This is a genomic window from Bradyrhizobium sp. JR4.3, assembly GCF_040547695.1.
In the GTDB taxonomy this organism is placed as follows: Bacteria; Pseudomonadota; Alphaproteobacteria; order Rhizobiales; family Xanthobacteraceae; genus Bradyrhizobium; species Bradyrhizobium canariense.
The window spans coordinates 27,462-38,927 of record NZ_JBEPQF010000034.1 but is presented as its reverse complement, the minus strand read 5'-3'; the positions used below and the strand labels follow the sequence as shown (position 1 = coordinate 38,927).

At 58.6% G+C, this 11,466-nt stretch carries 14 protein-coding genes and 1 pseudogene; 9 read left to right on the top strand and 6 right to left on the bottom strand.

What is annotated here, in order from left to right:
* Nucleotides 1–21 precede the first annotated feature (21 nt).
* A complete protein-coding gene (locus ABIB91_RS34215; RefSeq protein WP_354128785.1) occupies nucleotides 22–243 on the bottom strand; it encodes a hypothetical protein in 222 nt (73 codons plus the stop codon).
* A 168-nt stretch (nucleotides 244–411) separates the two neighbouring features.
* Between ABIB91_RS34215 and ABIB91_RS34210 the strand changes: the two genes are divergently transcribed.
* From ABIB91_RS34210 to ABIB91_RS34195, 4 genes are all read left to right on the top strand, one after another.
* Entirely contained in the window at nucleotides 412–681 is a 270-nt protein-coding gene (locus ABIB91_RS34210) for a hypothetical protein (protein ID WP_354171109.1), read from the top strand.
* Between the two features lie 101 nt (nucleotides 682–782).
* On the top strand, nucleotides 783–905 hold the full coding sequence (locus ABIB91_RS34205) for a hypothetical protein (protein ID WP_007592777.1): 123 nt from the start codon (nucleotides 783–785) through the stop codon (nucleotides 903–905).
* 455 nt (nucleotides 906–1,360) lie between these two features.
* A complete protein-coding gene (locus ABIB91_RS34200) occupies nucleotides 1,361–1,786 on the top strand; it encodes a YybH family protein (protein ID WP_007592779.1) in 426 nt (141 codons plus the stop codon).
* Between the two features lie 245 nt (nucleotides 1,787–2,031).
* On the top strand, nucleotides 2,032–2,208 hold the full coding sequence (locus tag ABIB91_RS34195) for a hypothetical protein (RefSeq protein WP_245285875.1): 177 nt from the start codon (nucleotides 2,032–2,034) through the stop codon (nucleotides 2,206–2,208).
* Nucleotides 2,209–2,484: 276 nt separating this feature from the next.
* Here the strand turns inward: ABIB91_RS34195 and ABIB91_RS34190 are convergent, their stop codons facing one another.
* Nucleotides 2,485–3,033 carry a helix-turn-helix transcriptional regulator gene (locus ABIB91_RS34190; protein WP_198288336.1) on the bottom strand — a complete coding sequence of 183 codons (549 nt, stop codon included), beginning with the start codon at nucleotides 3,031–3,033 and terminating at the stop codon, nucleotides 2,485–2,487.
* A 625-nt stretch (nucleotides 3,034–3,658) separates the two neighbouring features.
* On the opposite strand from ABIB91_RS34190, the gene ABIB91_RS34185 reads away from it, so the two are divergent.
* Nucleotides 3,659–4,450 carry a Crp/Fnr family transcriptional regulator gene (locus tag ABIB91_RS34185; protein ID WP_035992968.1) on the top strand — a complete coding sequence of 264 codons (792 nt, stop codon included), beginning with the start codon at nucleotides 3,659–3,661 and terminating at the stop codon, nucleotides 4,448–4,450.
* Nucleotides 4,451–4,730: 280 nt separating this feature from the next.
* Here ABIB91_RS34185 and ABIB91_RS34180 read toward each other — a convergent pair whose 3' ends face one another.
* On the bottom strand, nucleotides 4,731–5,213 hold the full coding sequence (locus tag ABIB91_RS34180; RefSeq protein ID WP_354171106.1) for a phasin family protein: 483 nt from the start codon (nucleotides 5,211–5,213) through the stop codon (nucleotides 4,731–4,733).
* 844 nt (nucleotides 5,214–6,057) lie between these two features.
* Nucleotides 6,058–6,354 (bottom strand): annotated as a pseudogene (locus tag ABIB91_RS34175) (hypothetical protein); the annotation flags it as partial.
* A gap of 239 nt (nucleotides 6,355–6,593) precedes the next feature.
* Here ABIB91_RS34175 and ABIB91_RS34170 point away from each other — a divergent pair.
* Nucleotides 6,594–6,866: a hypothetical protein gene (locus ABIB91_RS34170; protein WP_166517484.1), complete on the top strand. Its 273-nt coding sequence runs from the start codon at nucleotides 6,594–6,596 to the stop codon at nucleotides 6,864–6,866.
* A 12-nt stretch (nucleotides 6,867–6,878) separates the two neighbouring features.
* Here ABIB91_RS34170 and ABIB91_RS34165 read toward each other — a convergent pair whose 3' ends face one another.
* A complete protein-coding gene (locus ABIB91_RS34165) occupies nucleotides 6,879–7,625 on the bottom strand; it encodes a LuxR C-terminal-related transcriptional regulator (RefSeq protein WP_354128789.1) in 747 nt (248 codons plus the stop codon).
* A 968-nt stretch (nucleotides 7,626–8,593) separates the two neighbouring features.
* Here ABIB91_RS34165 and ABIB91_RS34160 point away from each other — a divergent pair.
* Nucleotides 8,594–8,935, top strand: a complete 342-nt coding sequence (locus ABIB91_RS34160; protein WP_007592797.1) for an H-NS histone family protein — start codon at nucleotides 8,594–8,596, stop codon at nucleotides 8,933–8,935.
* Nucleotides 8,936–8,994: 59 nt separating this feature from the next.
* On the opposite strand, the gene ABIB91_RS34155 is transcribed toward ABIB91_RS34160, so the two are convergent.
* Nucleotides 8,995–9,225: a hypothetical protein gene (locus ABIB91_RS34155; RefSeq protein WP_051058403.1), complete on the bottom strand. Its 231-nt coding sequence runs from the start codon at nucleotides 9,223–9,225 to the stop codon at nucleotides 8,995–8,997.
* A 292-nt stretch (nucleotides 9,226–9,517) separates the two neighbouring features.
* Here ABIB91_RS34155 and ABIB91_RS34150 point away from each other — a divergent pair, with 292 nt between their 5' ends.
* Together ABIB91_RS34150 and ABIB91_RS34145 are read left to right on the top strand one after the other, a co-directional pair.
* Nucleotides 9,518–10,357, top strand: coding sequence for a 2OG-Fe(II) oxygenase (locus ABIB91_RS34150; RefSeq protein ID WP_354171102.1), 840 nt, complete (start codon nucleotides 9,518–9,520; stop codon nucleotides 10,355–10,357).
* Nucleotides 10,354–11,466, top strand: coding sequence for a hypothetical protein (locus tag ABIB91_RS34145; RefSeq protein WP_354171100.1), 1,113 nt, complete (start codon nucleotides 10,354–10,356; stop codon nucleotides 11,464–11,466). The genes ABIB91_RS34150 and ABIB91_RS34145 overlap by 4 nt, the downstream gene beginning before the upstream one ends.

Below are 11,466 nucleotides of genomic sequence, written 5' to 3'. Positions count from 1 at the left end.
TAAGTGTCCGCGGCACCGCACTTACTTCTTCGGCGCCACGACTTTCTTGGACGAGCCCTCGGGCGCCGCCTGCATCCCGGGCGGGCTCTGGCCCTGCGGACTCTCGGCGGGCGCGCCGCCCGAACCCGTATTAACCGGGCCGGTCCAGCCCTGTGGCTGCGGCTGGCCCCTCTCTTCGGGAACCGTCTGTGGCGCAGGCGCCCCCGTCTGACGGGATTGGGCGAGCGCACTATCGAAGGCCACGACCGCTGCCAGGTATAGTATGGATGTCAGTGCCTTCACGGCCAGATCCTCCTTCTGGGGCGCAAGCTTCAACGAGGAAGGATCGGTATCCGTTCCTCGACGCGCACTGCGTCAGTTCGCCCGCCGCCCGCAATCTTCCCTTGAATCGCGGCAGCGCGAGTCCTAGCCTTGGTTTTTGCTCGTCATGTCAAGGAAGAAGGCATGCTGGGGCAATCGAGGCCATTGCTGCGGATGATCTCATGGCTACGCGCCATGCGCGTGTTCTTGATCGCTCCAGAGCCAGCTACCCGAAAAGCCTCGCCTCTGCTCGCTTTTACGGTTGTCGTGCTCATGCTGCTCCTCCTCATATTGGAAGTGGACTTGCAAAGCGCCAACCTTCAATCGCTGGGGTTGATGAGCGATGCATTTTCGATCGACCCGGTTTTTAAGAGCCCCTAGACCCGGCAGCAACTGCGGGCGAGCTTGAGATCGTTCGCCACAGTTACTCACAGGAAGCGGCATCGTAAGATGAGTACGGTTGTAAATGATGGAGTTCGCGCATGAAGGCTTTTCTGCTCGGTTGCGCTGCTGCCGTTGTGATCGCAATTGCAGCAATGGCGCTCTTGGATCAGGTGCAGAAACCAGTTGCCCAAGCGTTTGCTACAACCGGTGTCCGCCTGTAAGACTGCCCGCCACAAGACGCGCCGGGGTGGCCGCTTGATGCTCGGCTACTAATCTCCACGAGGTGAGGCGCGGGCTTCCATGACATCGCTACAAAGCGATCCCCTTGTCGGAGTATCGACCGCGCCTCAAGGGCATAATGCGATCAGGCACATCAAGAGTGGCACTTCTCCCTTCTCAGTCGAAGTACGACGTTCAGCAACATGGGAACGCTCTTTGTTGGACCGGTGGCTTGCGGCCTGTCACTCTATCGGTGAACCTTCGATAACGAGCAATCAACCTCGTCGCTCGATCGCACCCGGTGCGGCCTTGTTCTTACCTGTCAATGTTGTTGACGGTAGTCCTCCGGAGTTGCTGTTGCGCCAAACGCGGTCTGGGATGCGGCGTTCAGCGCATCCACTCGACGTCAGGACAATTGCCGCTCGCATTCGTATCTACATCAGAATTGGAGATGATCATGCGCAGCATAGCACTGGTGATCGCATTCGTGATTTCGTTGACCGGCCTAGCATCGGCTCAGAAGGCCGAAATTGAAGTGATCAACGCCAAATGGATTGAAATGTTCAACAAGGGCGACTTCTCTGGAATTGGGTCACTCTACAGCACGGATGCGACTGCATTCCCGCCCGGCTCTGCGATGGTGCAGGGCCGAGCAGCCATCGAGACAATGTGGAAAGGCATGGCGGAGCAAGTTGGCGATCCGAAACTTACCACCGTTGACGTTAAGCCGCTTGGCCCTATGGCGGCACGCGAGATCGGCACCTTCGTGCTGAAGACCAAGGGACCGACACCACAGGAAGTGACTGGAAAATATGTCGTGGTTTGGGAAAAGGTCGGAAATGATTGGAAGCTCGCCACCGATATCTGGAACGAAGGCAAGTAGCATCGTTCGCAGGCCTGCTTCGCGTCAAAAGCTTCCGAACGTCAAGGCTGATTCATTGGCATGAAAGGGCGGGCCCTGCAGGCTTGCGCCTAATGGATTTTTCTGGATCTCCCGGTGCACACGTCGTGCACACGAAAGCCGGAGTGCACACGCGTGGCGACCTACACAAATTGCATCCGGAAACCGGCGCGTCCAAGTCCGGCGCAAGACCCGTTATGTGGCCGAGACGTTCCGAAGACGCAAGGATGGCGAAGGAAGAATGGGCGCTCGAAATGGAGCGCAACATTGACCGTAATGGATCGTCGAAGCCACGCGTGGTCCGGAACGTTCGCACGTTTGGCGATCTGATTGACTTGCACGACCAAGACATGCGCGAGGTCGGTAAGCCCCCTCGCCGATCAAAAGCTGCTGTGATGGCCTAGCTCAAGACCGAACTCGGCAGTGTGAAGCTGCCCGCTCTCAACAGAGAGTCGCTGATCGAGTTCGGAAGAAAGCGCGCCAAGCTGGGCGCTGGCCCCCGCGACACTGGCAATCGATTTGTCCTTCTCCGTACAATCATAACGAACGCCGCCGCCGTGCACGGTGTCGAGGTTTCAGCCGAGGAAGCCCGCCTCGCACGCGTCGCGTTAAGTCACCTCAATTTGGTTGGAAAGAGCAAAGAGCGTAACCGACAGCCCACGCAAGACGAACTCGACGAGCTAATCAAATACTTTGAGACGAACCGCCGGCAATTCATACCGATGGGACGGATCGTCAGACTGTTCCAGACGTTGCGCATTCGGTAGATTCGGCCTGTAAATTTGTGTCAGAAGCATACGCGACAGGCAATCATTGGACCACGTCTGACAGGTGAAAGCCTTTGCGACACGGGCCAGGCGCCCAGCTATGTGACGGGTGAAAGCCTGCGAAAACGAGGATGCGGAGTCACAACCAAGAGCGCGGCTGATTTCGTCGTTGATCTGGTTGCTTTCTCGCAAGGCCTTGGCGACGAGATTGACGCGCCAGCGCGTCGCGCGTCTCCAGCAGGCGCTGAAGCGCCGCACCCGAAAGCCGCTGACGTCACCGCTTGGGAGGCAGGATTCAAACTTTGTTGCGATATCACGGACGCTCACGATCTTTCCCGCGGGCGAAATGCCGCTTCGCCGCCTCCCGAAGATATGTTCAAGCACGTGCAGGATCTCACCCTGTGGATGGATTCCCTCCGTGAACGTCACAAGCAATTCGCCTAAAATAGGAAGCCGCACCAAGGGCCGATCTGCTCAATAGCAGGGTCGTTCGAACTTGCGGCACACTCGTTCGGCAAATGGTGACTTAGTGGGGAAGCCGCTCGGCGAGCCGCTTTGTCACCGGCACCGCCGATCACGTTGTCGGGAGCAACCGTCCGGTAGGATCCAAAAAGCACCGTTTGAAAAACCGTTTTAGTTCGGTCTTCTCAAACCGTGGATCGGCCTAAGGCTTTGCGAGGTGCGGTGGGCGGGGCCCAAACCTGGGACCCGCTGATTAAGAGTCAGCCACGAGTTAAGAACGTTCAATGATTAGGCGGTCGCCGCCTGAGCATATTCGGCCGAAAATTGGCATCCGTCGCACAGGCATAGAGCGTCCGCTTCGATGACACTCTTTCCGGTTCCCGAGAAGGCGGACGAGCGATAGGCTTGGCCGACATCAACTGCAATGCCCGCGAGCCTGCCGGTCTCCAGTTGGAGCCAATCGCAGGATCTAGCGGGATCGTGCGTGGCGGTGCCGTCGCACACGCACGACTCCCAATTGGAACCATATCTCCGGTGACCGATTGGAGCGCTGTTGAGTAGTGCAGACCAGCCGGCACCAGCCGGCAGGAGACCTAGCGCCGGACCTCCGTGGGGGACGAATCCCATGATGGACCACGCGACAAGAGTTGGTAATCGATTGTTAGCAGCGTTGCCGGCGGCGGATTTCGCTTTGCTTGCGCCTCACCTGCGGAAAGTCGTACTCAAGCGCGACGCCGTACTGGTCCGATCGGGAGATCGAATCGAGCACCTTCTCTTCCCCTGTGGCGGCGCGATTTCCTACATCGTGGACTTGCCGAACGGGCAGACTGCCGCCATAGCGGTGATCGGTCGTGAAGGTGCGATCGGTCTAACGTTGGCGCTTGGCACATCCCACTCATCCGTGACGGTAGTCGTCCGCGTACCGGGGCCCGTGCTGCAGATTCCGGCGGCGCAATTTTTGTCAGCTCTGGGGCGCAGCGCCGCGATCGCATCCATGGTGCAGATTTTCACGAGATCGCTGCTGACGCAGGTTCAGCACGTCGCGGCTTGCAATGCACTGCATTCCGTCGAAGCCCGGATGGCCTGCTGGCTGCTTCAAATTCACGACCGGGCGAATGGCAGCAATCTCCTCCCCTTGACCCAGGAGACTATGTCGGAGCTACTGGGCGTCCGACGCACCACGGTCACGCATGTTGTGAGGGCGTTGCGCGCGTCAAGAGCGTTGAAATCCAACCGCCGCGGTCAGCTCGAGATTGACCGGCCGCGGCTCGAAGCCGTGGCATGCGAGTGCTACAAGGTGATGAGCCGCAGGATCGATCGGATAATTTCGCGTGGCGGAGCAGGACTTATTCAAGCCGCGCCGGCGCGAGACGCCCGCCAGCCGCCCGGCGACCGACTATCCAGGGCAGGCTCGTAGACCCAGGCCTCTCGCGCGAACCACTCGTGTGTAGCCGCGCAGACCCGACAATAGGTGCGCGAGAAGAATACCGCGCTGCAGCGAAACCTTTCGCGATCAGTCTCGATACCCGTCGAAATAGCGTCGCCCGTTTCCGGGCATTTGATCATTACCACACCCATCTTCGTTTCCTGCAATCTGTTGCGGACCCTGAGCACGCTGGCCCGCCATCGACTGGACCGAGCGTCCCCTCGTCGCGGAAACGCCTGTCCAGTCGATCCGCGCGGCCGGTAGCCTCGGTTCAGACGGTCTTGTGCAGCACTCTGTTGAAGCTGGTCTTGATGGGCTCGGTCGTCTCGATCGCAACTTTCTGCGCGAGCTCCCAAAGCTCCCGATTCTGTGCGGAGACAACTTCGAAAGCCTCGCGGCTTCGGGCGGTCGAAAGATGCACGATATCCAGCAGCGACCTGGTCTCAGCGAGCCGGGATAAAAACTCCAGGGTGGCGCTGGTATTGTCTTTGGAAATCTCGATGACCTTGGCGCCGTAATCAACGGCCCCTCTGGCGTTCATAGAGCAGGCTTCACGGAGAATGTCGCTGATCTCCTCGGAAGTCGCTTTCATGCTCGCGATATTTTTCTTGGTCTGTGCGGCGCCCTGCTCGGCGAAGCCACGGAGGAGTTCCTGGAAATTCAAAAGCGGGAAATCGAACCTTGGTTTTGCACCATTCGCGTTCTCATTCACCGGATCGGCCTGCGTTTCGACTTTCACATTGGCATCATTCACGAGCTTTCATCCTTTCAAGCGAAACTAGTTAGTAGATTGAAGACCCCCCGCTCCCCGCACGTACTGCGCCAGAAAACTAGCGCCCCTGTTCTCGGCGTGACGGGATGCTGCTGCGGATGAACCGCTCGCCCCCCGCCGAGCCAAATATGATCGATTAAATTCGAACCATCCGTTCGCTTTCGGACTCTCGCTGAATAATTTGATGGGTTGCGACCAGGCGGAGCAGGCATAAGCTTTAAATCTGCGACGTTGCAGGGTTGCGCTCTGAGCTCGCGCGCCGTCCGAGATAGCCCGACCGGCGCAGCTCGCGCTGATGGTTCTCTTCTCGATCCACTCGGTCCCTGAGACTCTCAAGTTCCGCGAGTTGGGAGGCAAGCGCTTCAAGACGCTGGCGAAGAACAGCAGCGGGGTTGTCCACTCGAGCGCAGATTTTCATGTGAGGTCTCCTGGCAATATGTCCGCGAGAATTCCGCCAGCTTCGATGGTGGACAAAAAAATATGCAATCAGAGAAAAACGCGACTAACATTCGGATGCTGCGTTGCCGATAACGATGCGGCGGCGCGTTAATAGAGTACTCATGTGCCCAGGCGCGGCACGCTCCATTGGGCCAGGCTGCTCAGCATGCAACAACAGCGGGTCGAACCGTTGTTAATGCTCGGAGCGGGTTGCGCTCGAAAGTCGAGTGGCGGATCGCTCGCACTCGGGCTTGTGCCTCCGCTCGTCGTCTTCTTCATCTGCACAATCGACCCCTCCATATGCGGTCGGATCTCCGGAGTTCCCTCCCGTCGCGAAAGGTCCTTTGCCACCGGCCGCTCCGCCGGATCCGCCGCCACTGCCGGATGGCCCTCCAGTAGCAGATGCCCCACCACGCCGCCCCCCAGGTCCGCCACCGCCTCCAGGTGCCCCGCCGCCAGAGGACCCCGACGCTGCAGAGGACGGGCGGTCGTTGTCGAGGAACGACTGGCCCCTGTCGTCGCCATGCGTTGCTCCGTTCTGTCCGCCTGAACGCGCGATGGCCGTCGAGGTCAGCGATGTCGACAGCAGCAGCGTCATGACGGGGGGTGTCACGGCCGCGAATCTGCCGCAGGTTTTCAGGAACGCCCGCCGGTCGTCATCTTCATTGCCACTTTGGCTCACGATGCGCTCCCCTTGATTTAAATTTGCTTTATTCCTATTATATATTAAATAGACTTTCAACCAGAATTTTGTTTGAAAGATGGAGATTGCGAAGCGTGCGCCGCCAGCAGATTGCCAGCATTTCCATGGCCTCGGGCTTGCTCGCCCCGGCGCCGGGACCCCAATCTGGAGTGTCAAACTGATATTTAATATGCATATATCTGATTAGCTTGATTAAGGGCAGCGCACGACGGATGATTGCCATGCCACTGCAATTTCACCGGCCCATCGAAAACATGGAGATCTGGAGCGCGAGCGGCGATGGCTTCTCGTTTGTGATCAGCCTGGAGAGCCCTACCGGTCCAGGCTTTCACGGACGCTCCGGATACCTGGCGAGTTGGCGACCACTCTACGAGAACAATGGCGCGATCAAGATCAGCGGGTCGCCCTTCCGAACATTGGCTGAGGCCGAAGGAGCCTGCCGCAACATGGCCGAGCATCTGCGCGCCGCAACCGATGCTCACCGCCCAGCATGATGCGGTGTCCAGCTAACGCGTACCTTCCGGAAGGACATTGCTTCGCTTAACGTCCTCGTCGTTTCGAACCGCCGAATCCTGCTGTAGTAGGCCGGAAGAGGCGAGTTCACGTGCGGCCGCATGTTTCCCGTTTTGCGAAATTGCAAATGCCGCGAGAACTGTTCGATTGCTGATATCGAGCTTCTGGAAGATGTGGTGAAGGTGGACTTTGATCGTACCGTCGGTAATGTTCAGGAAACGCCCAATCTCCTTGTTCGACAGCCCCTCCGATACAAGTCTCATGATCTGCCGCTCCCGGTCGGTCAGCTGCGTCGGAGCCTTTTCCTCACCGGTGTGAGACTCCCCACGGACCTCGCCACCTGTGCACGGCGACCGCGATGCCGGTCCCTGGCGTTCCGCGACCTTCCTCAGGGTCGCGACCAGCATCTCCGGCTCAGCATCCCTCGTGAGGACGAGGCAGGCACGGCCCGCGGCCAGCGTCTGCAACCTTTGATCGCCGGCCTTTTCAGCGAAGAAAATGACCCGGGTACCCTGGCCAGCGGTGTTTGCGATCGCCAGAATGTCCGGTCGACTGATACTGGGCATTGCAATATCGACCAGTGCAATATCGGGCACCAGAAGTCGGATGGCCCCAATGCAGCTTGCAGTATCGCCGCAGGCGGCCACGATCGCAAAATCGCGCTGCGCCGCAAGGACGCTGCTGATCCCCTGCAAGACGATCGGATGCCGATCCGCGATGACGACTCTGATGCGGCGCATGCTTCCCCTGCCTATCCCTGATACCCCGCGCGGCAGTTTTTATTCCTGCATTCACCTCAAGACGCGCGGGAAGCACAACCAATCCGTTCTGCCAAAACGCCGCACTGTCGATTCGTCGCGGCGCGTATCGGCAACGCATGATGGCCACACCACTGTAACTCGCTTTGAGAATGCATGCAGCACCGTAGGATTGCGGTCCTCCACGGAAAATCCGAAGCAGCCGATTCATCTACAAAACAGCGCCTTCTCAGCTGGCTATGATCTGCAAAACTCTCCCGCAGATCTGGCGGTCCAGTATGTGGCTGCCTTGTCAGGATTGGTTAACAGCCATCAAGCTCATCACCGACCACTTATTACGAACGATATATAGTCACATTCATGATTCAAATCTAACATTCGACAAACTTGACCGGAGCGAGGCGGCTGAAAAGCCTCGACCCATAACACGGAGGAGGCTCAAAAAGTAAGACTATTCATCCAACATCAATATGAGGAGTGGAAATTTTCTAACCATTAATCAGACGTCTCGAACGATAACGGCTGCTTCGGCAGGGGCACCGATGAAAACCTGGTCAGCAAAGTTCGGGCGACATTTTCGTTAACCCGGCAAACTTCAATCTGCGGTCACGGGTCATCGCTGGTAATGAGTAGGTGGTCACATGTATTCTTCGGCTGTTTTGCGGCAAACGCATGAATCTCTGATCGTTCAATTCACTGAATTGCAGAATTTACGTAGTCGTGTGTCGATGGCCGAGCAGCGCTTGCTCGGCCCGATGCGAAGGGTCCGCCGGCGGAGACCGGCTGGGAGGCGACCGGCCGGTCGAAGGCACAGGCCCGGCTGGTAGCCCCAAGAAGTACCGCACTGCACACTAGAGTTCTGTGGGCAGGCCGATCAGGCTTGCCCGACGGGGCTTCGACCTGATAAGCCCCCCTCCTATTTCAAATCGGAAGTAGTGGGGACGGCTTCCATGGGGAACGACGAGTGGGCATCCGCGGCCACAGCCGAGCTTTGGCGGCTTTACGATGAAGTGACGACTGTTCTTAGTCGGAGAATGATTGCGGAAAAAGCCAAGCTCGAAGAGCGGCTTCGCAGGATCGAGGGAACTTCCGGGGCCCCCAACGGCGAACGTGCGCGCCGCCCCTACCCGCCAGTGCTGCCGAAGTATCAAAATCCGAAAAACCCGTCCGAGACCTGGTCCGGTCGTGGCAAGCAACCCCGCTGGTTGAAGGCGCAGCTCCGAGCCGGCAAGAAGCTGGACGATTTGTTGATCAACCGTTCATCCAGCCGCAAGCGCCGCCGCACCGGTTGAGCCCCGCGACGGGCGCGACGCCGTAGACACCGCTATGGCGCGGCTGTCCACAGCAACATCTAGCGATCGCGATCCTCTTTATTGTTCGGACTGCCGTCACCGCCGCCGTTGCCGTAGCCATTGTTGCCGTGCACAATATGACCGCCTGAACTGGCTATCGCGGCTGAAGTAAGAGAGGTGGACAGCAACAGCGTCATGGCAGGAGGGGTGACGGCGGCAAATTTTCCGCAGCTCTTCAAGAACTCACGACGATCTTCGCCGTCGGTATCAAGATGGGTCATGGGGATCATCCTGCAACACCAGCCCATCTTGCAGAATAGACCAAAATCATCCCGTGGCAACTGATGTATATTAATTTAACGATTTAAATTTGGTCACAGGCGTATTCGACTTCGCGGAGCAACAGATTGAAACGACATCTGCCTCGGAGAAGATCCCCCAATCTCCACCCGTGCGCAGCACACACCCTCCTGTTATTTAATTTGACATTTAATTCGCGCAGTTTTAATCATAGAATTAAATTTGTAGGCAGCATGCCTGGAAGGGGGCAGCTCGAAGCCGCCGCAGCGGGAGTCCGCGAAATTGCATGTCGACGTACAACTTCACTCGCTAAGCGGCCTCTTCGCCCAAGGCGATGCCCTGCGTTCTGAATACGCCAGTGCAAAACCCTGGCCACACATTGTCGTCCACGACGCATTTCCCGAGAAATTACTGGATATGGTTGCGGCCGAATGCGTCGCGCTCGAAGAAACCAACCTGATTGCCACAAACACCGATCGCCTAGTGAAGCAGGAGATTTCTCACGGGCTCGGGCCAGCCACTCAACATCTGCTGAGCCTGGTGGACAGCGCTCGTTTCCGTGAATTCGTGTCGGCCATCACTGGAGTTCGCGATCTTCTCTCCGATCCAACCCACAAATTTGCGGGGGTACATCGAACGCCTCCGGGAGGCTTCACGAAGATTCATCGCGATTTCGAGGTTCATTCGACGACCCGACTGTTCCACCGGGTCAATCTCCTCATCTATCTCAATCGGGATTGGCCCGAAGCCTACGGCGGCAGCCTCGAATTGTGGCCTGCCGACATGTCAGCTCTCGGACGCCGTATCTTCCCGCAGTTCAACACCATGATCCTGTGGAAGACACACGGCGCCACTCTTCACGGCCTCCCTGATCCGGTCACATGTCCGCCTGGTCGAATGCGCATTTCCGTCGCATCGTATTACTACACGACGACGCGCCGCGTCCCGGCGCCGGGCGAACGCCGCGTCCGGTATTGGGCCGCGCGTCCCGGCGAAGACCACTGCATTGAGCGAATGAGTTGGCAGGATCATCTCCGCGCCCTCATACCCGATCCGCTCTATAACGTGCTCCGGGCGGCACGCGATCGGATATCCAGAGCGCGCAGGTCGAGGGCATCATGAATCCAGTATTTGCAGCGGCAATGGCGGGATCCCATTCCACGACCGGAATTGAGGCAGGAACTGCCTTCACCCAACCGCGACCAGCCGATATCGACAAGCGAATTCCTTCCAGGCCGGGCTTCTCGCCTGTTCGGCTGCGAACATTGATGAAGCTTGCCGTCGAGCGAACAGGGCTAGATCTTTCGGAATTGACCGTGCTGACCGAAGCGGCGACTGGCGCCTACGCCGTGACTGCCGTCCTCGCCGCGATGGCCGGAGCCAAGCACGTCTACGCGTTTGCAAAACCTGGCCGCCACGGGACCGTGGCCGATGCCAAACAAGAGACTCTGGAGCTCGCTGCCCCCTTGGGCGTCGCTGATCGCATCGAAATTCTGGAGAAGATCAGCCCCGAGGTGCTTTGCAATGTCGACATCATAACCAACAGTGGCCACCTTCGCCCCCTGATGGCTCCGCTGATTGCACATTTGCGCAACGACGCCGTGATCGCCTTGATGTTCGAGGCGTGGGAATTTCGTCGTGAGGACCTGGATATCGAAGCGTGTGCAATGCGCAAAATCCCGGTGGTCGGTGTCAACGAGCGACACCCCGCCGTGGACGTCTTCTCATTCCTCGGACCGCTTGCCGTGAAACAGCTCCACGACTGCGGTTTGGCGGTGCTCGGCAACAGAATCGGTCTGCTCTGCGACAATGACTTCCTTGTCCCGTTGCGCACTGGACTAGCAAGCTCGGGGGCGAGCGTCACGACGTTCGACAGTGCTGCGGCGGTCCATCCCGAAGGATGGGACGCGTTCGTTGTCGCGTTGCAGCCAGCGGCAGCGCCGCGTATCGGCCAAGCGGAAGCTGCGCATCTGGCTGCATGCGCGCCCGCCGGCGCCGTCGTGGTACAGTTCTGGGGCGACGTCGATCGAGCGGCGCTGGCCCGAAATGGTTTTTCCCTCTGGCCCACGCAGCCGGTCGGGCAGGGCCATATGGGCATCCTGCTGTCGGAGATTGGCCCCGAGCCGATCGTACGATTGCAGACTGGAGGATTGCGGGCAGCCGAATGGGTGTGGCGCGGCGGTGCCGTGACACGGGACGGCTTTGCCCAGCTCGTACCATGGCAGGAATGA

Excerpts from the sequence above, each read along its gene's own strand:
- ABIB91_RS34195 (WP_245285875.1), top strand. The coding sequence starts at position 2,032 with ATGGCGAAGGAAGAATGGGCGCTCGAAATGGAGCGCAACATTGACCGT.
- ABIB91_RS34165 (WP_354128789.1), bottom strand. The coding sequence starts at position 7,625 with ATGCGCCGCATCAGAGTCGTCATCGCGGATCGGCATCCGATCGTCTTG.
- ABIB91_RS34205 (WP_007592777.1), top strand. The coding sequence starts at position 783 with ATGAAGGCTTTTCTGCTCGGTTGCGCTGCTGCCGTTGTGATCGCAATT.
- ABIB91_RS34170 (WP_166517484.1), top strand. The coding sequence starts at position 6,594 with ATGCCACTGCAATTTCACCGGCCCATCGAAAACATGGAGATCTGGAGC.
- ABIB91_RS34185 (WP_035992968.1), top strand. The coding sequence starts at position 3,659 with ATGATGGACCACGCGACAAGAGTTGGTAATCGATTGTTAGCAGCGTTG.
- ABIB91_RS34200 (WP_007592779.1), top strand. The coding sequence starts at position 1,361 with ATGCGCAGCATAGCACTGGTGATCGCATTCGTGATTTCGTTGACCGGC.
- ABIB91_RS34155 (WP_051058403.1), bottom strand. The coding sequence starts at position 9,225 with ATGATCCCCATGACCCATCTTGATACCGACGGCGAAGATCGTCGTGAG.
- ABIB91_RS34160 (WP_007592797.1), top strand. The coding sequence starts at position 8,594 with ATGGGGAACGACGAGTGGGCATCCGCGGCCACAGCCGAGCTTTGGCGG.
- ABIB91_RS34145 (WP_354171100.1), top strand. The coding sequence starts at position 10,354 with ATGAATCCAGTATTTGCAGCGGCAATGGCGGGATCCCATTCCACGACC.